Origin of the sequence: Marinobacter excellens LAMA 842 (assembly GCF_001574445.1) — a bacterium.
In the GTDB taxonomy this organism is placed as follows: Bacteria; Pseudomonadota; Gammaproteobacteria; order Pseudomonadales; family Oleiphilaceae; genus Marinobacter; species Marinobacter shengliensis.
In genome coordinates, this window is the sequence record NZ_LOCO01000004.1 from 124,625 (window position 1) to 146,394 (window position 21,770).

The window sequence follows — 21,770 nt, forward strand, 5'->3', positions numbered from 1 at the left end:
TGCTAGCCCAGCTTCCGGTTCAGGCGGTCCAGCAGGCCACTGACAAAGGGCCAGGCGACCGCACTGGTTAATGCCGGCCACAGGTAACTGAACCCCACCGTATCTGCGCCCAGCAGTTGTTTGATGAAGTGCACCAGCATCTGATTGATGCCCAACAACAGGAAGACCATAAGGCACTGTTGCGGTAACGGGTACATTCTCAAGCGCTGATGGATGGTCAGCACCAGGAAAGCAATGAGTGCCATACCCAACGCGTTGGTGCCCAGGGGGGTGGCCTCAAGCACATCCAGTAATAGCCCGAGACACCAGGCCATCAGAATCCCAAACTGCGCCGGTGCACGGAAGGTCCAGTAAAAAACCACCAAACCCAGCCATTCCGGACGGAATTCAAACCAGCCTACCGGGAACAGGGATATACTCAACACCAGCGCAAGCACAACGGTCACGAAAAACAGCGGGTAGCTAATGACCGACAGCATCAGTTGGCCTCCTCTTCCGTGGTCTGCGGTTCCGCAGACTCGCGGCGCTCCCGGGACTCAGGCTGAAACACCACCAGCACAAGCCGGCTCTGGTTCAGTCTGGCCATGGGCCTGGCCCGAATCGTCACGAAGGGTTCCCCTGGTTCCTTGGTGATCTGGCTGACCTCAGCCACCGGATAGCCCCGGGGGAAACGGCCACCAAGGCCGGAGCTGACCAGGGTATCGCCTTCCCGTATATCGGCAGTATCCGGCACATGCACCAGATCCAGCTGATTGACTTCACCATTGCCCAATAACACCGAACGCAAGCCATTTCTGACCACTTCGACGGGCACCGCATGGCTACTGTCCGACACCAGCAACACACGGGAGGTGAACTGGCTGGTCTGCACTATCTGCCCCATCAAACCTTCGGCATCCAGTACAGCCTGCCCGGTGGTCACACCGTCGCTATGGCCTTTGTTGATGATGATCTCGTGGGAAAACGGATCGGGCGAGACACCCACCACTTCGCCCACGATCACCCGGTCATCCAACACTTCAGAGGAGTTAAGCAGCCGGCGCAACTCGTTATTCTCTGACGCCAACGCCGCATATTTCAGCGCACGCCGCTCGAGTATCAGCATTCGGGCCTTGAGTTCTTCGTTTTCACTCTGGAGGTCTTCACGGCTGACAAAGAGCCCGGAGAACCAGTCACTGAATCGGTAGGGGGCATTACCCAGCCAGTATACCGGAGCCAGGCCGGTGGCGAGAGTACTGCGAACAGGTGTGAGCTTGTCAAAACGGGCATCGGCAGCGATCAACACTGCCGATACCAGAATCACAAGAAAGAGTCTGAAGCCGGGTACCGGCCCCTGGACAAAGATGGTTTTAATGGCTTAGCCCTCCCACGGGATTAACCCTCCTGGGAGAACATTCCGATGCCACCGCGATCAATGACTTCCAGCGCCTTGCCGCCACCACGGGCAACACAGGTCAGGGGGTCTTCGGCGATGATCACCGGCAGACCGGTTTCTTCACTGATAAGTTTGTCGAGGCCTCGCAGAAGTGCACCACCACCGGTAAGCACGATTCCGCGCTCAGCGATATCAGACGCCAGCTCAGGTGGAGACTGCTCAAGCGCGCTTTTGACGGTTTGCACGATCTGGGCAAGTGATTCCTGCAACGCGTCGAGAATCTCTTCGCTGTTCAGGGTGAACGCACGGGGCACACCTTCTGCCAGGTTGCGACCACGCACATCAATCTCGCGGATATCCAGGCCTTCATAGGCGCAACCGATTTCATGTTTGATCCGCTCGGCGGTGGAATCGCCGATCAGGCTGCCATAGTTGCGGCGCACATAGGTAACGATGGCTTCGTCGAACTTGTCGCCGCCAACCCGCACCGATTCAGCGTAAACGATGCCGTTCAGGGAAATAATGGCGATTTCCGTAGTCCCACCACCGATATCGACAATCATGGAGCCGCTGGCTTCTTCAACCGGCAGGCCTGCACCAATGGCCGCGGCCATGGGCTCTTCAATCAGGAACACTTCACGAGCACCCGCGCCCAGGGCAGACTCACGGATGGCCTTGCGCTCCACCTGTGTGGACTTGCTGGGCACACACACCAGTACGCGGGGGCTGGGAGTAATAAAACTGTTTTCGTGCACTTTATGAATGAAGTGCTGGAGCATTTTTTCGGTAACAACGAAATCCGCAATCACACCGTCTTTCATTGGGCGGATGGCGGTTATGTTGCCGGGGGTACGGCCGAGCATGCGCTTGGCTTCGGAACCCACAGCAGCCACCATTTTCTGGGAGCCGCTGGTGCGGATGGCAACAACGGAGGGTTCGTTGAGTACGATTCCGCGTTCACGCACGTAGATTAGGGTGTTGGCGGTGCCCAGGTCGATGGACAGGTCGCTTGAGAAGATGCCTCGGAGTCTTTTGATTAACATTCGTGTTGTTTCAACCTGAGAGTTGCGGTTGCGGATGTAGAAGAATCACGCAACTTTAGCAGTGAGGCCATTCTCAGGCAAGGCAACATCAGGGCTCTCAGCTTACCATTCTCACATTTTCGGTACTGTTTCGGGGCCAATCTTGGTTGTGATTCTGCTAATATGTCGGGCTTGTTTTCTCTGGGTGCAAGGATGCCTTGGGGAGGGGCTTTCCAAAAAACGCTCCTTTGGCACATCCCTGTGGCGCTTCGGCTCCGCCATCCATGGCTCCGCAGATTTTTGGAAAGCCCCTCCCCAAGGCATCCCCGGACAGCTGAAAAGCGCCAAAATCAGCCAGTTAGAGTCGTTCGGGCTCTTTAGGATTAAATTGTTTTCACACACGCTTTAATGGAGGCAACGTGAGCATTTCCCGCGAGGACATCGAGAAAGTTGCCGTGCTCGCCCGCATCAAGGTGGACGGCGAGCAGGTTTCGGCTCTGGAGAAGGATCTGGGCAATATCCTGGATCTGGTGGATCAGTTGAGTGCAGCGGATACCGATTCCGTGGAGCCGATGGCGCATCCACTGGATGCCGTACAGAAGCTGCGGCCGGATGTGGTTACCGAGACCAATCAGCGGGAGGCGTTTCAGGCAATTGCGCCGGCGACCGAGGATGGGTTGTACCTGGTACCCAAGGTCATTGAGTGAGTTTTCGGGCCACTGACATTTCCGTGTAACCGGCAGGTTGTCTGACGATCACATATTTCGGGATTGATGATGCATAACAAATCCGTAGCAGAACTTTCCAGGGAACTGGAGAGCGGCAAGATTTCCAGTGTGGAGCTGACTCAGCAGTTCCTCGACCGTCTGAAACAGGAAGACGGCAAGTACAACAGCTTTATTACCATCTCCGACGAGCATGCATTGGCCGAGGCGAAAGCGGCGGATGAGATGCGGGCGGCGGGTAAGGCCACGGTGTGGACCGGGGTGCCCTTTGCTCACAAGGATATTTTCTGTACTAACGGCATTCGCACTACCTGCGGCTCAAGGATGCTGGAGAACTTTGTGCCACCCTACGACGCCACAGTGACGGCGAACTTCAAGGCGGCCGGTGCGGTGTGTCTGGGCAAGACCAATATGGATGAGTTCGCCATGGGCTCGTCTAACGAGTCCAGTTTCTACGGCGCGGTGACCAACCCCTGGGGCCTGGCCAGCGGTGACAAACGGGTGCCGGGTGGTTCTTCCGGTGGTTCTGCCGCTGCCGTGGCGGCGCGGCTGGTGCCGGCGGCGACGGGTACGGATACCGGTGGTTCTATCCGCCAGCCGGCGGCCCTGTGCGGCATTACTGGCCTGAAGCCGACTTACGGCCGGGTGTCTCGCTATGGAATGATTGCCTTTGCTTCCTCTCTGGACCAGGGCGGGCCGATGGCGCGCACCGCCGAAGATGCGGCGCTGATGTTGAATGTGATGGCGGGGCACGATCCGAAGGATTCCACCGGCATCGACCGGGAAGTTCCGGATTACACCGCTACCCTGAACGAGCCGCTGAAAGGCCTGAAGATTGGCCTGCCGAAGGAATACTTCAGCGACCAGCTGTCTCCGGCCATGGAAGAGCAGGTTCGCAACGCGATTCGCGAGTATGAAAAGCTGGGCGCGACGGTAAAAGAAGTGTCACTGCCCAACGCGAGGCTGGCCATTGCTGCTTATTATGTGATCGCTCCGGCGGAGGCTTCTGCCAACCTGTCCCGGTTTGACGGTGTGCGTTATGGCTACCGCTGCGACGATCCGAAAGACCTGATGGATATGTACACCCGCACCCGGGCGGAAGGTTTCGGGAATGAGGTGAAGCGCCGGATTCTGGTGGGGACCTACGCCCTGTCCGCTGGTTACTTTGATGCCTATTACCTGAAGGCCCAGAAGGTTCGCCGTCTGATCCAGCAGGACTTCATCAATGCGTTTAAGGAAGTGGACGTGCTGATGAGCCCGGTGTCTCCGACACCTGCGTTCAGGCAGGGCGAGAAGAACACCGACCCGGTGTCCATGTACCTGGAAGACGTGTTCACCATCGCCATCAACCTGGCAGGCATTCCGGCCATGTCGGTTCCGGCGGGGTTTGTCGACGGCTTACCGGTGGGGCTGCAGATCATCGGGGATTACTTCTCTGAGGCCCGTTTGCTGAATGCTGCCCATCAGTTCCAGCAGGTGACCGACTGGCACCAGCGTGAACCCCAATAAGCCCGGATTAGGAGACGAACACATGCAGTGGGATATCGTGATCGGGCTGGAAATTCACGTTCAGCTCGCCACCCAGACCAAGATTTTCTCCGGCTCCAGCACCGCCTACGGTGCCGAGCCCAACACCCAGGCCAACGCCGTTGACCTGGCCATGCCCGGTACCCTGCCGGTACCCAATGAACAGGCCTTCCGTTATGCGGTGATGTTCGGCCTGGCCACCAACGCCGAAATCGGCCGCCGCTCGGTCTTCGAGCGCAAAAACTACTTCTACCCGGATCTGCCAAAGGGCTACCAGACCACCCAGCTGGCCCAGCCGATTGTCGGCCCCGGCTATGTGGACATCGACCTGGCCGACGGCAGCACCAAACGGGTACGCATTCACCACGCGCACCTGGAAGAAGACGCCGGTAAATCCCTGCACGAGGATTACCACGGCATGTCCGGCATTGACCTGAACCGGGCCGGCACGCCGCTGATCGAGGTGGTGACAGAGCCTGACATGAACAGCGCCGACGAAGCCGTAGCCTTCGCCAAGAAGCTCCATAGCCTGGTGACTTCGCTGGGGATCTGTGATGGCGATATGTCTCAGGGCTCCATGCGCTTTGATGTGAACATCTCCCTGAAGCCGAAAGGCTCTGACACCCTGGGCACCCGCACGGAAACCAAGAACCTGAACTCCTTCCGGTTCATGGAGCAGGCCATCGCCCATGAAGTAGAGCGGCAGATGGATATCCTGGAGGATGGCGGCCGCATTGTGCAGGAAACCCGCCTGTACAATGGCGACCGGGACGAGTCCCGGTCCATGCGCACCAAGGAAGAAGCCAACGACTACCGCTACTTCCCCTGCCCTGACCTGTTGCCGGTAGAAATTGACGACGCCTTCATCGAAGACGCCCGCGCCCGCCTGCCGGAACTGCCCGATGCCCGCAAGGCCCGCTTCAAGGAGCAATACGGCCTGAACGACTACGATGCCGGCGTGCTGTCTGGCGACGCGAAGTTGTCTGCGTTTTTCGAGGAAACCGTGGAACACGGCAAAGACGCCAAGCTGGCTGCCAACTGGATTCAGGGCGAATTCTCCGCCCGCCTGAATGCCGATGAGAAATCTGTGGCCGAAGCTCCGATTTCAGGCGCACAACTGGGCGCACTGGTCACCCGCATTGCCGACAACACGGTTTCCTCTGCCGGGGCGAAGAAGGTCTTTGAAGCCTTGTGGTCAGGTGAGAACGACGACGTAGATGCGATCATCGACGCCAAGGGGCTGAAGCAGGTCTCCGATACAGGCGCTCTGGAAGCCATGGTCGACGAGGTGCTGGACGGTATGCCAGATCAGGTGGCCCAATATCAGGGCGAGGAAGATCCTAAGAAGCGCAAGAAGATGCTTGGCGGTTTCATGGGGCCTTTGATGAAAGCGTCCAAGGGCCAAGGCAATCCCAAACTGTTCAACGAGATTCTTGTTCGCAAGCTTGGTGGTTAAGTTTTGGCTTTGGTGTGGGCCATTTTGTTTCGGCCCTAGCCTTCGGGATTGGGAGGAACTGCCTTGGCGGGTAGAACCTCCCAAAAAACGCCCGTGAATACGTCCCTGTAGGGCTTCGTCGCGCCATCCCTGGCGCTCCAGATTTTTGGGAGGTTCTACCCGCCAAGGCACCCCAACTGCGGAGGTGTCATCGTGAAGACACACAATCTGCCTGCGACCGCCCCCAAGACAGCAAAAGCACTTCTAGACTATACCCGCCAAGGCTGGGAGGGCGTGTTTGGTGGCCCTTCCCAAAAATCTCGGAGGCCATGGATGGCCGGAGCGAAGCGCACATGGATGTGCTCGTAGCGTTTTTTGGGAAGGGCCACCAAACACGTCCTGCTCCCAAACTGGCAGGCTAGGGCCGAAGCCCAAAAACCGCGACAGAAGTCAGACCAAGCGAGCCCAAAGGTCATGTTCGTCGGCGTGCTCTACAACAGCCTGCACAATCTGGCCAGGGACCAGGTCGGTTTCGTCGTTCAGGTAAACCATGCCATCAATCTCCGGCGCATCCGCCTTCGAACGACCAATCGCACCCTCTTCATCAATCTCGTCGATGAGCACGTCAATCGTCCTGCCGATTTTCGCCTGCAAGCGGGCAGCTGAGATCTCGGCCTGTTTCGCCATAAAGCGGGCCAGCCGCTCTTCCTTGACCTCTTCCGGTACGGCACCTTCCAGCTCATTGGCCCTGGCGCCTTCAACCGGGCTGTAGGTAAAGGCACCCACGCGGTCCAATTGCGCCTCGTCCAGCCAATCCAGCAGATACTGGAAATCTTCCTCAGTTTCACCGGGGAAGCCGACAATAAAGGTCGAGCGAATGGTCAGTTCCGGACAGATTTCACGCCATGTCTTGATGCGCTCCAGGGTCTTGCTGTCGTGGGCCGGGCGCTTCATGGCCTTGAGCACTTTCGGGCTGGCGTGCTGGAACGGGATGTCCAGGTACGGCAGGATCTTGCCTTCAGCCATCAGCGGGATGATGTCGTCCACATGGGGGTACGGATAGACGTAGTGCAAGCGAACCCATACGCCCATCTCACCCAGAGCCTCACATAGGGACTGCATCTTGGTTTTCACCGGGCGGCCCTGCCAGAAACCGGTGCGGTATTTGATATCCACACCGTAGGCGGAGGTGTCCTGGGAGATCACCAGCAGCTCTTTAACGCCAGCGTCTACCAGTCGTTTCGCCTCATCCATCACATCACCGATCGGGCGACTAACCAGTTTGCCGCGCATGTCCGGGATGATGCAGAAGGTACAGCTGTGGTTACAGCCTTCGGATATCTTCAGGTAGGCATAGTGCCTTGGCGTAAGCTTGATGCCCTGCGGGGGTACCAGATCCACGAATGGGTCGTGGTCTTTCTTCGGCGGTACATACTGGTGTACCGCTCCCACAACTTCTTCATAGGCCTGAGGACCAGAGACCGCCAGCACACCTGGATGGGTCTCGCGAATCTTCTCCGCTTCCACGCCCATACAACCGGTCACAATCACCTTGCCGTTTTCGCTGATGGCTTCGCCGATGGCATCCAGGGATTCCTGCTTGGCCGCATCGATAAAACCACAGGTGTTAACCACCACAATGTCGGCATCGTTGTAGGTGGGCACGACCTCGTAACCATCCAGCCGCAATTGAGTCAGGATACGCTCTGAGTCTACCAGGGCTTTGGGGCACCCCAGGCTGATAAAGCCAACTTTTCCGCCCTGAGCAGTGTCTTGTATTTTCTCGGTCATAAAGTTCCGCAGGAATCCCGGAGCCTGGCTCCAAATGTGTGTAGGCGGCGATTTTAACTCACTGGGATATCATCTGCAGCTCTGCACTTCCCACATATGCCACCAAAAAACACGTACAAACGCGAAATGACGCACCAAAATGTGACGCCGTGTTCAGAAAGTTTTAATAAAGCTGCAACAATATACGCACTTACCTTGCTGATCACTTTTTAAGCAGCTACAATTTCAAGCGCTTAAGCGTTCTTCTGGAAGGCAATTATGGGAAAGGCAACGTCGTTCGATACTACTCGCGCCAGAAAAATTAAAATGAAACCTGCACCCGCTAAACAGAATCTCAGAAATCAGCAGCGAGTCGATGTGTCGACCGAGATTACTGTTGAGAAAAGCGACGGCTGCTGCCTGACCTGCAAGGTCTCTAACCTGTCACGTGCCGGTGTTATGATTTCCTGTGATCAGGACGTTGTTCAACAGCTCATTCCCGGCATGCGTGCGCCGGCCCCCGGTCACTGGATTGGCGTGAAAACCCGTTTCACCGTGCCTGTGCTTCCAACGCAACCAGTCACTGTGCTTGCAGATGGCAATATCGTGCATATGCGGCGCATCTCCCGAAATGAATTCCAGATAGGTATCCAGTTCAGTGAATTTGAGGGCAACGGGTTTGATTACATCGACCGCTATGTTGCCAAACTGCTGTCTGACGCCCGAACAGCGAATTACGACACCCACTGAAACCACCGACACCGGCTCAGCACGCCCGGAGTCCCCGGCACGTTGGGTTCGGCGCCATATTATTAGAACTTAAAATTCTTACCAGAAATCTTCTTATACCCTGCCGCCGCCTGATATAGTTGGTCAACCGATTTACAGCCATCACACAGCCCCTGCGGCAATGGATGACCATGACCACATACAACCTCACTCATCTCAAACAGCTGGAAGCCGAAAGCATCCACATAATCCGGGAAGTGGCGGCCGAGTTCGACAACCCGGTCATGCTCTATTCTATCGGCAAAGATTCTGCCGTGATGCTGCACCTTGCCCTGAAGGCCTTCTACCCTGGGAAGCTGCCTTTTCCGTTACTGCATGTTGATACCACATGGAAATTCCGAGAGATGATTTCGTTCCGGGACAACGTGGCGGAGAAGTTTGACCTCGACCTGATTGTGCACATCAACGAAGAAGGCGTGAAGCAGGGTGTCGGACCCTTCACCCACGGCAGCGCCAAGCACACCGACATCATGAAAACCCAGTCCCTGAAGCAGGCCCTGAACAAGTACAAGTTCGACGCCGCATTCGGGGGCGCCCGCCGGGATGAGGAAAAATCCCGCGCCAAGGAGCGGGTATACTCCTTCCGCGACGAGCACCACCGGTGGGACCCGAAGAACCAGCGCCCGGAGCTCTGGAACATCTACAACGGCAAGGTTAACAAAGGCGAGAGCATTCGTGTGTTCCCGCTCTCCAACTGGACCGAGCTGGATATCTGGCAGTACATCTACCTTGAAAACATCGATATCGTACCGCTGTATTACGCGGCGGTGAGACCAGTGGTAGAACGCGATGGCACCCTGATTATGGTGGACGACGACCGCATGCCGCTGAAAGAAGGCGAGAAGCCTATGATGAAGTCAGTGCGCTTCCGTACGCTGGGCTGCTACCCGCTGACCGGCGCCATTGAATCCGAGGCCAACACCCTGCCCGACATCATCCAGGAAATGCTGCTGGCCACCAGCTCAGAGCGGCAAGGAAGGGTCATTGACCACGATTCAGCCGGCTCCATGGAACAGAAAAAGCGGGAAGGGTACTTCTGATATGTCACACCAGTCTGATTTGATCGCCGATGATATTCTGGCTTACCTGAAGCAGCACGAGAACAAGGAACTCCTGCGCCTGCTCACCTGCGGCAGCGTGGATGACGGCAAGAGCACACTGATTGGCCGGCTGCTGCACGACACCAAGATGATCTACGAAGATCATATGGCAAGCCTGAAGACTGACAGCGCCAAGATGGGCACCACCGGTGAGAAGCTGGACCTGGCCCTGCTGGTGGACGGCCTGCAGGCCGAACGGGAACAGGGCATCACCATTGACGTGGCGTACCGCTATTTCAGCACCGACAAGCGCAAATTCATCATCGCCGACACCCCGGGCCATGAGCAGTACACCCGTAACATGGCCACCGGCGCCTCCACCGCGCAACTGGCGATCCTGATGATTGATGCCCGCCACGGCGTGATGACCCAGACCCGCCGGCACTCCTTCATCGCCTCCTTGCTGGGCATTCGCCACATTGTGGTAGCGGTAAACAAGATGGACCTGGTGGACTTCAGTGAAGATCGCTTTAACGAGATCCGTGAAGACTACCTGGCGTTCGCCAACAAATTGGGCCTGAAAGATATCCGTTTTGTGCCGATTTCCGCCCTGGATGGCGACAACGTGGTGAACAAGAGCGACAACACGCCCTGGTTTACCGGCCAGCCGCTGATGGAAATCCTGGAAACTGTGGAAGTTTCCCGGGACAAGAACCTGGAACACTTCCGCTTCCCTGTGCAATATGTCACCCGCCCCAACCTGAACTTCCGGGGCTTCTGTGGCACTATCGCCTCGGGCGTTATTCGCCCGGGCGACACGGTGATGGCCCTGCCCTCACGCCGCACCAGTAAGGTCAAGGAAATCGTCACCTTCGACGGCAACCTGAGCGAGGCCTACATCGACCAGGCGGTCACCCTGACCCTGGAAGATGAAATCGACATCAGTCGCGGGGATATGCTGGTAAAGGCAGAAGACGAGCCCGAGGTGCACAACCGGTTCAATGCCAACATTGTGTGGATGACCGACGCGCCGCTGGAAACCGGCCGCCTCTACGACATCAAGCTGGGGCCCACGTTTACCTCTGGTACGGTGAAGAGCATTCATCACCAAACCGACGTAAACACCCTGGAGCAGAACCCGAACCCAAGCCAGCTTCAGCTGAATGAAATCGGCCTGTGCGAGCTGACCCTGAACCAGCCCATCGCGTTTGACGCCTACCAGCGCAACCACGCCACTGGCAGCTTCATCGTCATCGACCGGCTGACCAACGTAACCGTTGGCGCCGGCATGATTGCAGGCCTGACCGATGGCCTGGATTCCCTGGACCCGGTTACAGTGGAAGAGCGCGAGCGCCGCCTGGCGCAGAAGCCGGCGATCATCGCCTGCACCGGCAAGCAGGCCCCGCAACTGGCCCTGGCCGTGGAGCGGGCGCTGTTTGACCAAGGCAAGACGGCGGTCGTGGTGACTGAAGAAAACACCGGTGACGCCGACGAACGCCGCCGCGTAGCCCAGCTGCTGACCTCCCACGGCCTGGTGGCTGTGGCCGTAAACCTCGGGTCTGACATTGCCAATGCCAGCGTTTCAGCTGATTCGGAGGCGGATATTCCGGCTGCCGTTGCGGGGCTTCTGCAGGAGTTGGCTCGGAGTCAGCGGGTCTGAGGTCTGAGATTGGCCGCTTGCACTGATTCCCCTACCTTGGCGGGCGGGCTTGCCGGGGTGGGGGAGAATTTTTCTTTGGAAAAACAACTCGCTTCGCTCAGACATCTTTTTCCGGCAGAAAAACCCTCCCCCACCCCGGCGCCGACAGAGATTTGGAGTGGTACACTGAAAGATAGTTTTCAGGTATGGAGCGGAAGGATGGCTGCTATTAATCAGATGACCGACCTTGAGAAGGTTCAGGCTATGGAACAGCTTTGGCAATCTTTGACGGTAAACAACTGCATGCCCGAGCCGCCCGAATGGCATGGCAGGGTACTCGCAGAACGCGCCCAAGCCGTTGAAGAAAGTAAAACTCAATACACCTCGCTTGCAGCCTTGAAGGAACGTGGTCCACGGCGATGAAACACAGGGAAGTAAGGCTCACGGACGGAGCACTTCAGGACATCGACAACGCTGTAAGCTTCTACAACCAAATTGAGTACGGACTCGGCAGATATTTCTTCGATTCAATCCTTACTGATATAGAGTCACTCGAATTCTTTGGTGGACTCCATCAGCGGCATTTTGGCCACTACGCGAGCCCCGCAAAACGCTTCCCTTTTGTTATTTATTACAAAGTTGACGAAACATTCGTCGATGTTCGCGCCGTTCTCGACACACGAAAAAATCCTGCAAATACAGCCCAACACCTCAAAAGATAGCCATCGAAACCAGGACAAGGATATGCCGGTCGCGGGGTGGTGGTTTATTTTTCTGCCGGAAAAAGATGTCTGAGCGAAGCGAGTTGTTTTTCCAAAGAAAAATAAACCACCACCCCGCGACCTGCCCCCAATCTGGAAAGCTAAAAATGAATCCCACACCAATCCATGGCAAAATCCCCCGCCACCAGAGTTAACCACAGGAGCTGAACACCATGGCCATCAAACACCTGCGCACCGCCTTCGCCAGCCAGTACCAGCCGGGCCAGCCCGCCCGCCTTGTTGCCGGCGAAGCCCTGCAGGAGCCCGGTGGCGATTACGAAGCCCTGCACAAACAGATGAAGCGCCTGTTCAACAGCAAACCCGGCAAGAAATACGGCCGCTTCTCGGACGACATCGGCGAATGCCCCTTCAGCGCCTGGCTCAAAGACTACCTGGAAGACAAACAAACCTTCGCCGCCATGACCGACCGCCTGTTCGGCCAATGGCAGGAACTACTCAACGGCAGCCAGGAGGAATTCGACGGCCACCTGATGGTGGTGCATGACGCCCTGGCAGATTCGGAAGTGGTGTACCTGTTCATCCTCGAAACCGACGGCGCCATGCGTTTTGACGGCAGCCAGAAACTGGACTCAACGGACGTGTTGAGCCTGTCACGCCTGAACCTGGCGGTTCGAATCGAGCTGGATGAGTGGCGCAACGAGAACACCAGCGATAACTACATGACCGTGGTCCATGCCCGCGGCACCGGAGACCCCGGCGAGCTATTCCTTCGCCTTTGCGCCTTCACCAACAGCGTGGATGTGGAAAAGGAAACCATGACCTTCCTGGACGCGGTGGAAGCCTTCGCCAAATCCAGCGAACCGGAAAAAGCCGGTGAAGTCCGTGCCAAAGCCTACGAGTTCTGCAAAGACCAGCATGCCCTGGGCGAGCCTGTGGCCATCGAGGCCCTGTCCAACTACCTGGACGAAAGCCAGCCCGAGCGTTTCAAGGAATTCGCCAGCAAGAACGCGGAAATGCCCGAAACCGGCGTGCTGCACCCGGACCATCGCAAGGTCAAGAAACTGGTGCGTATTGCCGGCTCTGGTGGAGGTATGAGTGTGTCATTCTCTTCAGATCTGGTGAACCAGGCGGTGTACTACGACCGTGACAAAGATGCCTTGACCATCACCCGACTGCCCAAGGCTTTGCGGGAGCAGTTGCAGCGGTATCTGGAGGCTCGCGAGGACTGAGGAGTTGGCATCGTTTTCGTAGCCTGCCGGTTATGGGGGCGGGTCGCGGGGTGGGTGAAGCTTTTTTCTTTGGAAAAACAACTCGCTTCGCTCAGACATCTTTTTCCGGCAGAAAAAAGCTTCACCCACCCCGCACCGGCATTGCTCCATTCTGAACGCTTAGGTTTCGGCTTCTATGTGGAACACTACGAAGATGGTCAGTCTGATCGGGAAAGTCTATGCTTGTCTCCATGATTAGATATTGACGGAGTTAACAAGGGGCGCATCACGGTGAGGTTAACGTCTGAAGAAGTACTTGTTATCAAGGCCTCGGTCAGGGAGATTTTTGGCCCGGACGCCAGAGTGACCCTGTTTGGATCGCGCGCCGATGACACAGCCAGAGGGGGCGACATCGACCTGCTGGTCACTATCGACGAAGTCGCAGACCACCCTGCCTGGTATGTGGCCAGACTTCAGGCGAAAATCATCAAACAGCTAGGTGACCGAAAGATTGATGTTCTATTGGATGCTCCAAATCTTGAGCGAGCCGTAATTCACCAGATTGCCCGGGCACAAGGAATTGCTCTGTGAAAGTATCACCAGAAACACAGGAAAGGCTCCGATTTTTGAGCCGAGTAATTGAAAAGGAAATCAAGCACCTGAACTACGCTGCGCAACAGGTCTTTGATCCGGGCTTACCCTTTCAATCTGTTGAAAAGCTGGACTCAAACCCGGAGCTGGCCATGAAGGTCGAAGCCTTCACCAGCCGCTTTTGCCGTCTGCAAGACACTCTGGGAGATAAACTACTTCCCGCGTTGTTGATTGCCCTGGGCGAACCAAAACAGGCACTGCTATTCAACCTCGAAAAAGCTGAGAAGTATGGCTGGCTTGGATCTTCTGAACAGTGGATTGCAATCCGGCAATTGCGCAACCAAATGATCCACGAGTACATCGAGAACGCTCAGACATTATTTGATGCACTGACCACGGCGCACTCCAAGATCAGCGTGCTGACACAACTTGCCAGCGAGCTCGAGAAGCAAGTCGGAGTATTGGTCCATAAACACTAGCTGGCGTCAATATTCTCCGGTTGGTCATCCCACCGGGGTCGATTTGCTCTCAGCTTTCTGACTTCCTGCATCCACCCTACCCCGTCGATCAGTTCGCCGGTTTCGTGGTCGATTGGCGGATACGGCAGATTGCGGTCGTCGCAGTAGCGCTTAACCGTCGGCTGGCACCAGCAGAACAGCAGGCGGTTGTATTCCTCATCCGGCATCCGCCGCTGGTCAAACATACCCGCCAGCTTCCGCTGACGCTGGGCCTCGGAAAGGATAATCGAACAGGCTGAAGACACATTCAGCGACTCCACCATCCCCATCATCGGAATCACAATATGCTCATCCGCCTGCTCGGCGGTCACCGGGTTCACACCATCCACTTCGTTACCCATGATAATGGTGCACGGCACGGTGTAATCCACCTCCCGAAAATCCACCGCCCGGTCTGACAACTGCGCGGCATAGAGCTTGTGGCCCTGCGCTTTGAGCTCGGTGACGGCATTATCCATGGTGGGATGGGTGTGGGTTGTTACCCAATGAAAGCTGCCACCGGCTGTCTTACGAAATGCCCGAAAACCCTCCTTGGGCCAGACCACGTGCATATTGGCCAGGCCAAAGGCATCGCAGGACCGGATGATGGCCGACAGGTTTCTGGGTTTGTGCACCTGATCCGTCAACACCCGCAGGTCGGGTTGGCGGGTGTTGAGGACTTGTTTGATTCGGGCGAGGCGTTCGGGGGTCATCGTTTCGTTCACTCTATTGCGATTTCGCCAGACCCACACCATGTCTCACTTTGCGTGGAATCCAGCACTTATGTTCGGGGAGGGTTGTGGCAGTGGCTTTCCAAAACCTTGCGGAGCCATGGATGGCGGAGCAGAGCGTACAGGGAAGTATTCACAGCGTGTTTTGGAAAGCCACTGCCACAACCCTTCTTTCACCCGAACAAAAAGGGCGAAGATGATAACACAGCAAAACCCGAGACAACGGTGGTTGATGTTTAAGCACCCCGTTATAATGTGCAGTCCATTTTTGTCAGCGCCCCACACCACCCCGGCGCCAACACACCAAACTACGTGAGACCCATGGCCAAGAAGCTGTTCATCAAAACCCACGGCTGCCAAATGAACGAGTACGACTCTGCCCGCATGGCAGACCTGCTCAAAACCGGCGAAGCGGTTGAAATGACCGACACCCCGGATGACGCCGACATCCTGCTGCTGAACACCTGCTCCATCCGCGAAAAAGCCCAGGAGAAAGTGTTCCACCAGCTCGGCCGCTGGAAACGTCTCAAAAGCAAAAAGCCCGATATGATCATCGGCGTCGGCGGCTGCGTCGCCAGCCAGGAAGGCCAGGCCATCCTCGACCGGGCCCCTTACGTAGACATGGTCTTCGGCCCGCAAACCCTGCACCGCCTGCCAGACATGATCACCGAAGTGCGCACCAAGGGTAACGGCGTAGGCGTGGTCGACGTCAGCTTCCCGGAAATCGAGAAGTTCGACAACCTGCCCGAGCCCGGCGCCGACGGCCCCTCTGCGTTTGTCTCCATCATGGAAGGCTGCAGCAAGTACTGCACCTTCTGCGTGGTGCCCTACACCCGCGGCGAAGAAGTCAGCCGCCCGGTGGACGATGTCATCGCCGAAGTGGCCCATCTGGCCGCCCAGGGCGTTCGGGAAGTGAACCTGCTGGGCCAGAACGTCAACGCCTACCGCGGCGACACCCACGACGGCGACCAGATGGACCTGGCAGAACTGATCGAAGTGATCGCCACCATCGACGGCATCGACCGCATCCGCTACACCACCTCCCATCCGGTGGAGTTCAGCGACGCCCTGATCGAAGTCTACGAGCGGGTACCGGAACTGGTCAGCCACCTGCACCTGCCGGTACAGAGCGGCTCCGACCGCATCCTCGCGGCCATGAAGCGCGGCCATACAGCGCTGGAGTACAAATCCAAACTCCGCCGCCTGCGCAAGATCCGCCCGGACATCAGCTTCTCCTCCGACTTCATCATCGGCTTCCCGGGTGAAACCGATAAGGATTTTGAGGACACCATGAAGCTGATCAACGACATCGGCTTCGACATGTCCTTCAGCTTCATCTACAGCGCCCGTCCGGGTACGCCGGCCTCTGACCTGCCGGACGATACGCCGATGGAGGTCAAGAAACAGCGCCTGAGCATTCTGCAGGATCGACTGAACCAGAACGTCATGGATATCAGCCGCAAGATGGTGGGCTCTACCCAGCGGATTCTGGTGACCGGACTGTCCAAGAAAGACCCTGGCGAGTACGCTGGCCGCACCGAGAACAACCGCATCGTTAACTTCCGCCACGAGAATCCTGAGGTGGTTGGGCATTTCATCGACGTGGAAATCGTCGAGGCCTACGCCAACTCACTTCGCGGTGTGCCTGTTGGTTCTGAGTTTTACTGAGCTTTGGCTCCCATGGTTTCTGGTTTTGGGGGCTTGGTGACAGGGTGAGGGTGCCTCCCAAAAAACGCCCCGCAAGTACGTCCGTGTAGGGCTTCGTCGCGCCTTCCCTGGCGCTCCAGATTTTTGGGAGGCAACCTCACCCTGTCACCGGCAAACTTCTCGATGGCATGCCGGATAAATGACTATCCACTCCCGATTTTTGTGGGGAACACCTGACTACTCACTTGCTGGCCTTGGCAGTAGCATGCGAACCATTGCTAGTGACTTCCTGGCGCCCTGGCCAAACTTCTTGGGCTACACACTCTTGTTTTTCACACAGCCGGCCTGCACATTAGTCAGACAGGCGAAGGGCTGGTGAGGCTTTCCAAAAATCTGGAGCGCCAGGGACGGCGCGACGAAGCCCTACACGGATGTACTTGCGGGCGTTTTTTGGAAAGCCTCACCAGCCCTTCAGCCAAACACCAGAATCAAGCAGCGAACTCCCCCGAATTCAGCTCCCAAATGAGCGGGGAAGATCCAACGAAACGGAGCAAGATTGAACACTCACGATACCAGACAATTTGACCTGCACCCGGTAAACCAGCGTCGGCTGGCGACCCTGTGCGGCCAGTTTGACGAACACCTGAAGATGATTGAAAAGCGCCTGCAGGTAAAAGTCGGCCGGCGTGGACACCACTTCCGGGTGGAAGGTCACACCGAAAACGTCGCCGCCGCCACCGAAGTCATCCGGCACCTGTACCGGGAAACCGAAGCCAGCGAAGATATTCCACCGGATACCGTGCACCTGTTTATCCGCGAAACCGGCCTGGAGCGCCTGCCGGATGACGTGCCCTACGACGAAGGCCAGATAACGGTTATCAAAACCCCGAAGCTGACCGCCAAACCCCGTGGTCAGAATCAGCAAAAGTATGTGCATAACATCCGCACCCACGATATCAATTTCGGCATTGGGCCGGCAGGTACCGGCAAGACCTGGCTGGCCGTAGCCTGTGCGGTAGAGGCACTGAAAGACGAACAGGTGAAACGCATCCTGCTGGTACGCCCGGCGGTGGAAGCCGGCGAGAAACTGGGCTTTCTGCCCGGCGACCTGGCCCAGAAAGTGGACCCTTACCTTCGGCCTCTGTACGACGCGCTCTATGAAATGCTCGGCTTTGACCAGGTAACCCGACTGATCGAGAAAAGCGTGATCGAGATTGCACCACTGGCGTTCATGCGTGGCCGTACCCTGAATAACTCGTTCATCATTCTGGACGAAAGCCAGAATACCACCCGGGAGCAGATGAAAATGTTCCTCACCCGGATTGGCTTTGGCTCCACGGCGGTGATTACCGGCGACACCACCCAGGTGGACCTGCCGCGCGGGCAGAACTCCGGGCTGATTCATGCCGCCAGCGTGCTCAGCAAGGTCCCCGGTATTGGCTTTACCCGCTTTGAATCAAATGATGTGGTTCGCCATCCGCTGGTTCAGCGCATTGTGGAAGCCTACGACTCGTTCGGTGACGGGGGCTCAACCAACCCATGAGCAAACTGACCGTGGATTTCCAGGTAGCTTATGAAAGCACCGGTGTACCCGACGAAACACAGTTCCAGGTCTGGGCTGAAAAGGCATGGCTGGGCGAGGATCCGTCTGAAGTGACGATCCGTATTGTTGGTAACGAGGAAAGTCAGGACCTGAATCACCAGTACCGGGGCAAGGACAAGCCCACCAATGTTTTGTCCTTCCCATTTGAAGCACCACCGGGTATAACGGTGCCATTGGCCGGAGATCTGGTGATTTGCGCGCCGGTTGTTGAAAAGGAAGCGCAGGAACAGCATAAAGAACCTGTCGCCCACTGGGCCCATATGGTGGTGCACGGTATGTTGCACCTTCAGGGCTACGATCATATTGAAGATAACGAAGCCGAGGCCATGGAAGCCCTCGAAGTCCGGCTGCTTGCGCAGCTTGGATTTGCTAACCCTTATGAAGCAGAGGAAACGGAACCAGACTCATGAGCGACGATCAGTCGAGTCGCAGCCAGGGCGGCAAGTCCTGGCTGGAGCGTATATCACAGGCCTTCTCCAGCGGGCCTGAGTCCGTTGAGGACGTGCTGGAGATACTTCGGGACGCAGAGTCCCAGGAAATTATTGACGTCGATTCCATGAGCATCATCGAAGGTGCCATGCAGGTCATCGACATGCGGGTGGATGAGATCATGATCCCCCGTTCCCAGATGATCACCGTCAAAGCCTCCCAGGATCCGAAAGAATTCCTGCCGGAAATCATGTCATCCGCCCACAGCCGTTTCCCGGTCATCGGCGAAAGCCAGGACGACGTGATTGGCGTACTGCTGGCGAAAGATCTTCTGCCGCTTGCCATCAATAACGAGCTGAACTGGACCAGTATCCGGGAGATCCTGCGGCCACCCACGTTTGTGCCCGAAAGCAAACGGTTGAACCAGTTGCTCAAAGAGTTCAAGGAAAACCGCAACCACATGGCCATTGTGGTGGATGAGTATGGCGGCACCGCCGGCCTGATCACCATCGAGGACGTGCTGGAGCAGATCGTGGGCGAGATCGAAGACGAACACGACTTCGACGAAGAAACCCACATCAAAGCCCGTGGCGACGGCACCTACGCCGTGAAAGCCGTCACACCGATTGAAGACTTCAACGAATTTTTCGAGACCGTAATGGATGAAGAAGAGTTCGACACCATCGGCGGTCTGGTACTCAAAGAGTTTGGTCACCTGCCCAGACGGGGAGAAACGGTTGAATTCGGCGGCTTGCAGTTTACTATTGCCAACGCCGATAACCGAGTCATCCGTTTGTTGCAGGTAACACGAAGTGAATCATGAATCCGGCCTTCGCCACCCCCTGAGCCTCCGATTTATCGACCACCCCTGGTTTGGCCCGACAATCCTGGTGATTGCCGGCGCACTCCAGACCCTCACCTTTTCGCCTTTTCATTTGTGGTGGCTTGGCCCCCTCTCTGTTTTTCTGATTGTCCTGGTAACACTCCACCAGGCCTCAGAAAAACTGTTTCGCGCCGGATGGTTTATCGGCCTTGGCCTGTTCGGTTCGGGCGCAAGCTGGATTTACATCAGCATCAGCGAGCACGGGAACACCTCAGTGCCAGTGGCTGTCCTGCTGATGGTCCTGTTTATAGCAGGGCTGGCGCTGTTCCACGGCCTTGCCTTCTGGTTCTGGGGCAAACTGGCCAAAGAAAGCATGATCCGGCGCCTGCTCCTGTTTCCGGCCATCTGGGTTCTGGGAGACTGGCTACGGGGCTGGTTACTTACAGGCTTTCCCTGGCTATACCTCGGCACTGCCCATACGGACGGACCACTTGGCGGTCTGGCCCCCCTCACAGGCGTACATGGCATCACCTTCTGGATCGCAGTCACGGGTGCGTCTGCCTATGCCATCTGGTGGCTTGTGCTGTCCGGGCACCGCAAATCAGCAGCGGCCACCGCAGTACTCACTCTGCTGCCCTGGTTCCTCGCGCCGGCCATGAAACAAGCCGACTGGACTGACCTGAGCGAACAGCCGGTCACCTTTGCCGCCATGCAAGGCAACATTCCCCAACAGATCAAATGGGACCCGGATTTCCTGCGGGACCAGATTGTGGCGTACCTGGGCATGACCGAGGCCCACTGGCAGCGCGATCTTATTTTATGGCCGGAAACCGCGATACCGATCCCCCAGGACCAGGCAGGCAAGGTGCTTGATCACATCCACGAAGAGCTCGGCGATGAAAGCACGCTGATCACCGGCATTCCCTGGTACGGCTACAGCGATCGTATCGACGACTTCACCTTCCACAACAGCATCATGGCCATTGGCGGCGGTGAAGGCATCTACCACAAGCAGAAGCTGGTGCCATTTGGCGAATACGTACCGCTTCAGGGAATCCTGCGTGGGTTGATTGGCTTTTTCGATCTGCCCATGAGCAGCTTCACCCCCGGGCCAAAATACCAGTCTCCACTGGTGGCCAACGGCATCAACATCATGCCGTACATCTGCTACGAAGTAGCCTATCCGGACTTTGTCGCCTTCAATGCCCGTAACTCCGGCTTGTTGTTAACCATCAGCAACGATGGCTGGTTCGGTGATTCCATTGGCCCGTTGCAACACCTTCAACTGGCCCGTATGCGCGCCCTGGAAACCGGCCGCTATATGCTCAGGGGCACGAATAACGGCGTTACCGCGATCATCAACGAAAAGGGCGAGATCACCGAACGGATTCCGCAGTTCCAACGGGCAGTACTGACCGGTGAGGTCTTCCCCGCCACCGGCAGCACGCCCTACATGCAGACCGGTTCTTGGCCGGTGCTGACCCTGGCGGTGATCCTGATCGTGTTTGTGCGGGAACGGGTAATCCCGAAAAATCCTACTCCTTAGGTGGCCAGCGGCTGGTTACCCGCTCGAAGTAATGGGAACCGCAAGCCTCGCAAGGGTGCAAATGGCTGGTTTTGGTCAGGCACACCATGTGGTTGCAATTCATGCACCGGAACATACCGGCGGTGGCCACTTCGCCCGAGATATAGTGGCTTATGTCCTGGTTCTCCAGTTTCTGTTTGAGTTCCAGGGTGTCCACCAGGGTTTTGTCGGCCACCGAAAGCAGTCGATCCGCCAGGGTGTGCTCCAGTAACGAGATATCCAGCTGCAACCATTCTTTCAGCCCCTCACCGGTTTCCTCGACAAAGTTCAGCAGGTGCTCCAGGTCCCGCTCGAGGTAGGCGCCGAGCAGGTCGGCTTCCTCACGGGTCATTTCCTCCAGTTCGTATTCAAACTCAACCGCTTTCTGAACTTCTTCCTCCAGGGTCTGAAGTGAGGTTTCCTGAAGCTCATGCAAACGGGTTTGTACCCGCTCCAGCATTCTGTCGTAAGCCTCAAGAGCTTTGCCTGAAAGGTGATTGCGTTCTGGTTCTGTCATATTCGTCCCGCCTGTTTTCCAGTTGTGGTGCAAGGGTCAGGATGTGGCATGGATGCTGCGCTCAAGCCCCCAGGGATGGGTTTACGGCGTGTCCCGGGAAGCCATCCCCGGCAGCA

21 protein-coding genes are annotated in these 21,770 nt (G+C 56.9%); 15 read left to right on the plus strand and 6 right to left on the minus strand.

From position 1 onward, the window contains the following. Positions 1-2: 2 nt before the first annotated feature. The 3 genes from mreD to J122_RS05470 are packed head-to-tail and all read right to left on the minus strand — an operon-like array spanning position 3 to position 2,418. Positions 3-479 carry a rod shape-determining protein MreD gene (gene mreD, locus J122_RS05460; protein ID WP_061331539.1) on the minus strand — a complete coding sequence of 159 codons (477 nt, stop codon included), beginning with the start codon at positions 477-479 and terminating at the stop codon, positions 3-5. After that, a complete protein-coding gene (mreC, locus tag J122_RS05465; RefSeq protein ID WP_082780525.1) occupies positions 479-1,345 on the minus strand; it encodes a rod shape-determining protein MreC in 867 nt (288 codons plus the stop codon). Before mreC ends, mreD begins: the two co-directional genes overlap by 1 nt. A 29-nt stretch (positions 1,346-1,374) precedes the next feature. Then, the gene (locus J122_RS05470; protein ID WP_058092032.1) at positions 1,375-2,418 is read right to left on the minus strand and encodes a rod shape-determining protein; all 1,044 of its coding nucleotides are present in this window, start codon (positions 2,416-2,418) and stop codon (positions 1,375-1,377) included. Positions 2,419-2,816: 398 nt separating this feature from the next. Between J122_RS05470 and gatC the strand changes: the two genes are divergently transcribed. The 3 genes from gatC to gatB all read left to right on the plus strand — a co-directional run bounded on the left by gatC (position 2,817) and on the right by gatB (position 6,105). Then, positions 2,817-3,104 carry an Asp-tRNA(Asn)/Glu-tRNA(Gln) amidotransferase subunit GatC gene (gene gatC / locus J122_RS05475; RefSeq protein WP_058092033.1) on the plus strand — a complete coding sequence of 96 codons (288 nt, stop codon included), beginning with the start codon at positions 2,817-2,819 and terminating at the stop codon, positions 3,102-3,104. 69 nt (positions 3,105-3,173) lie between these two features. Continuing rightward, on the plus strand, positions 3,174-4,631 hold the full coding sequence (gatA, locus tag J122_RS05480) for an Asp-tRNA(Asn)/Glu-tRNA(Gln) amidotransferase subunit GatA (RefSeq protein WP_058092034.1): 1,458 nt from the start codon (positions 3,174-3,176) through the stop codon (positions 4,629-4,631). A 22-nt stretch (positions 4,632-4,653) separates the two neighbouring features. Continuing rightward, a complete protein-coding gene (gene gatB, locus J122_RS05485) occupies positions 4,654-6,105 on the plus strand; it encodes an Asp-tRNA(Asn)/Glu-tRNA(Gln) amidotransferase subunit GatB (RefSeq protein ID WP_061331540.1) in 1,452 nt (483 codons plus the stop codon). A gap of 429 nt (positions 6,106-6,534) precedes the next feature. On the opposite strand, the gene rimO is transcribed toward gatB, so the two are convergent. Then, entirely contained in the window at positions 6,535-7,875 is a 1,341-nt protein-coding gene (rimO, locus tag J122_RS05490; protein WP_061331541.1) for a 30S ribosomal protein S12 methylthiotransferase RimO, read from the minus strand. A gap of 306 nt (positions 7,876-8,181) precedes the next feature. Between rimO and J122_RS05495 the strand changes: the two genes are divergently transcribed. From J122_RS05495 to J122_RS05530, 7 genes are all read left to right on the plus strand, one after another. Further along, positions 8,182-8,604 carry a PilZ domain-containing protein gene (locus J122_RS05495; RefSeq protein ID WP_061331542.1) on the plus strand — a complete coding sequence of 141 codons (423 nt, stop codon included), beginning with the start codon at positions 8,182-8,184 and terminating at the stop codon, positions 8,602-8,604. A 164-nt stretch (positions 8,605-8,768) separates the two neighbouring features. Then, complete coding sequence (gene cysD / locus J122_RS05500) at positions 8,769-9,683, plus strand: sulfate adenylyltransferase subunit CysD (protein WP_286250991.1); 915 nt, start codon at positions 8,769-8,771, stop codon at positions 9,681-9,683. A gap of 1 nt (position 9,684) precedes the next feature. Continuing rightward, complete coding sequence (gene cysN, locus J122_RS05505) at positions 9,685-11,343, plus strand: sulfate adenylyltransferase subunit CysN (protein ID WP_061331544.1); 1,659 nt, start codon at positions 9,685-9,687, stop codon at positions 11,341-11,343. A 75-nt stretch (positions 11,344-11,418) separates the two neighbouring features. After that, entirely contained in the window at positions 11,419-11,745 is a 327-nt protein-coding gene (locus J122_RS22625) for an addiction module protein (RefSeq protein WP_197463815.1), read from the plus strand. 511 nt (positions 11,746-12,256) lie between these two features. After that, entirely contained in the window at positions 12,257-13,273 is a 1,017-nt protein-coding gene (locus tag J122_RS05520) for a nucleoid-associated protein (protein ID WP_061331547.1), read from the plus strand. 270 nt (positions 13,274-13,543) lie between these two features. Next, positions 13,544-13,843: a nucleotidyltransferase domain-containing protein gene (locus J122_RS05525; RefSeq protein WP_061331548.1), complete on the plus strand. Its 300-nt coding sequence runs from the start codon at positions 13,544-13,546 to the stop codon at positions 13,841-13,843. Further along, the gene (locus J122_RS05530; RefSeq protein ID WP_061331549.1) at positions 13,840-14,322 is read left to right on the plus strand and encodes a hypothetical protein; all 483 of its coding nucleotides are present in this window, start codon (positions 13,840-13,842) and stop codon (positions 14,320-14,322) included. Before J122_RS05525 ends, J122_RS05530 begins: the two co-directional genes overlap by 4 nt. On the opposite strand, the gene trmH is transcribed toward J122_RS05530, so the two are convergent. Continuing rightward, complete coding sequence (gene trmH / locus J122_RS05535; protein ID WP_061331550.1) at positions 14,319-15,053, minus strand: tRNA (guanosine(18)-2'-O)-methyltransferase TrmH; 735 nt, start codon at positions 15,051-15,053, stop codon at positions 14,319-14,321. The genes J122_RS05530 and trmH overlap by 4 nt on opposite strands. Before the next feature lie 339 nt (positions 15,054-15,392). Between trmH and miaB the strand changes: the two genes are divergently transcribed. From miaB to lnt, 5 genes are all read left to right on the plus strand, one after another. Next, a complete protein-coding gene (gene miaB / locus J122_RS05540; RefSeq protein ID WP_061331551.1) occupies positions 15,393-16,739 on the plus strand; it encodes a tRNA (N6-isopentenyl adenosine(37)-C2)-methylthiotransferase MiaB in 1,347 nt (448 codons plus the stop codon). Between the two features lie 535 nt (positions 16,740-17,274). Next, positions 17,275-18,261 carry a PhoH family protein gene (locus J122_RS05545; protein ID WP_061331552.1) on the plus strand — a complete coding sequence of 329 codons (987 nt, stop codon included), beginning with the start codon at positions 17,275-17,277 and terminating at the stop codon, positions 18,259-18,261. Next, the gene (ybeY, locus tag J122_RS05550) at positions 18,258-18,731 is read left to right on the plus strand and encodes an rRNA maturation RNase YbeY (RefSeq protein WP_061331553.1); all 474 of its coding nucleotides are present in this window, start codon (positions 18,258-18,260) and stop codon (positions 18,729-18,731) included. Before J122_RS05545 ends, ybeY begins: the two co-directional genes overlap by 4 nt. Next, entirely contained in the window at positions 18,728-19,573 is an 846-nt protein-coding gene (locus J122_RS05555) for an HlyC/CorC family transporter (protein ID WP_061331554.1), read from the plus strand. Before ybeY ends, J122_RS05555 begins: the two co-directional genes overlap by 4 nt. Positions 19,574-19,592: 19 nt before the next feature. Continuing rightward, positions 19,593-21,119, plus strand: coding sequence for an apolipoprotein N-acyltransferase (gene lnt, locus J122_RS05560; RefSeq protein ID WP_061331645.1), 1,527 nt, complete (start codon positions 19,593-19,595; stop codon positions 21,117-21,119). On the opposite strand, the gene J122_RS05565 is transcribed toward lnt, so the two are convergent. Then, positions 21,109-21,654 carry a zinc ribbon-containing protein gene (locus J122_RS05565; protein WP_061331555.1) on the minus strand — a complete coding sequence of 182 codons (546 nt, stop codon included), beginning with the start codon at positions 21,652-21,654 and terminating at the stop codon, positions 21,109-21,111. The two genes, lnt and J122_RS05565, sit on opposite strands and share 11 nt — an antisense overlap. Between the last annotated feature and the right edge of the window lie 116 nt (positions 21,655-21,770).

What these genes read in the sequence shown, in the direction of transcription:
- mreD (WP_061331539.1), bottom strand. Translation starts at nt 479, where the DNA reads ATGCTGTCGGTCATTAGCTACCCGCTGTTTTTCGTGACCGTTGTGCTT.
- J122_RS05470 (WP_058092032.1), bottom strand. Translation starts at nt 2,418, where the DNA reads ATGTTAATCAAAAGACTCCGAGGCATCTTCTCAAGCGACCTGTCCATC.
- gatA (WP_058092034.1), top strand. Translation starts at nt 3,174, where the DNA reads ATGCATAACAAATCCGTAGCAGAACTTTCCAGGGAACTGGAGAGCGGC.
- gatB (WP_061331540.1), top strand. Translation starts at nt 4,654, where the DNA reads ATGCAGTGGGATATCGTGATCGGGCTGGAAATTCACGTTCAGCTCGCC.
- rimO (WP_061331541.1), bottom strand. Translation starts at nt 7,875, where the DNA reads ATGACCGAGAAAATACAAGACACTGCTCAGGGCGGAAAAGTTGGCTTT.
- J122_RS05495 (WP_061331542.1), top strand. Translation starts at nt 8,182, where the DNA reads ATGAAACCTGCACCCGCTAAACAGAATCTCAGAAATCAGCAGCGAGTC.
- cysD (WP_286250991.1), top strand. Translation starts at nt 8,769, where the DNA reads ATGACCATGACCACATACAACCTCACTCATCTCAAACAGCTGGAAGCC.
- cysN (WP_061331544.1), top strand. Translation starts at nt 9,685, where the DNA reads ATGTCACACCAGTCTGATTTGATCGCCGATGATATTCTGGCTTACCTG.
- J122_RS05520 (WP_061331547.1), top strand. Translation starts at nt 12,257, where the DNA reads ATGGCCATCAAACACCTGCGCACCGCCTTCGCCAGCCAGTACCAGCCG.
- trmH (WP_061331550.1), bottom strand. Translation starts at nt 15,053, where the DNA reads ATGACCCCCGAACGCCTCGCCCGAATCAAACAAGTCCTCAACACCCGC.
- miaB (WP_061331551.1), top strand. Translation starts at nt 15,393, where the DNA reads ATGGCCAAGAAGCTGTTCATCAAAACCCACGGCTGCCAAATGAACGAG.
- ybeY (WP_061331553.1), top strand. Translation starts at nt 18,258, where the DNA reads ATGAGCAAACTGACCGTGGATTTCCAGGTAGCTTATGAAAGCACCGGT.
- J122_RS05555 (WP_061331554.1), top strand. Translation starts at nt 18,728, where the DNA reads ATGAGCGACGATCAGTCGAGTCGCAGCCAGGGCGGCAAGTCCTGGCTG.
- J122_RS05565 (WP_061331555.1), bottom strand. Translation starts at nt 21,654, where the DNA reads ATGACAGAACCAGAACGCAATCACCTTTCAGGCAAAGCTCTTGAGGCT.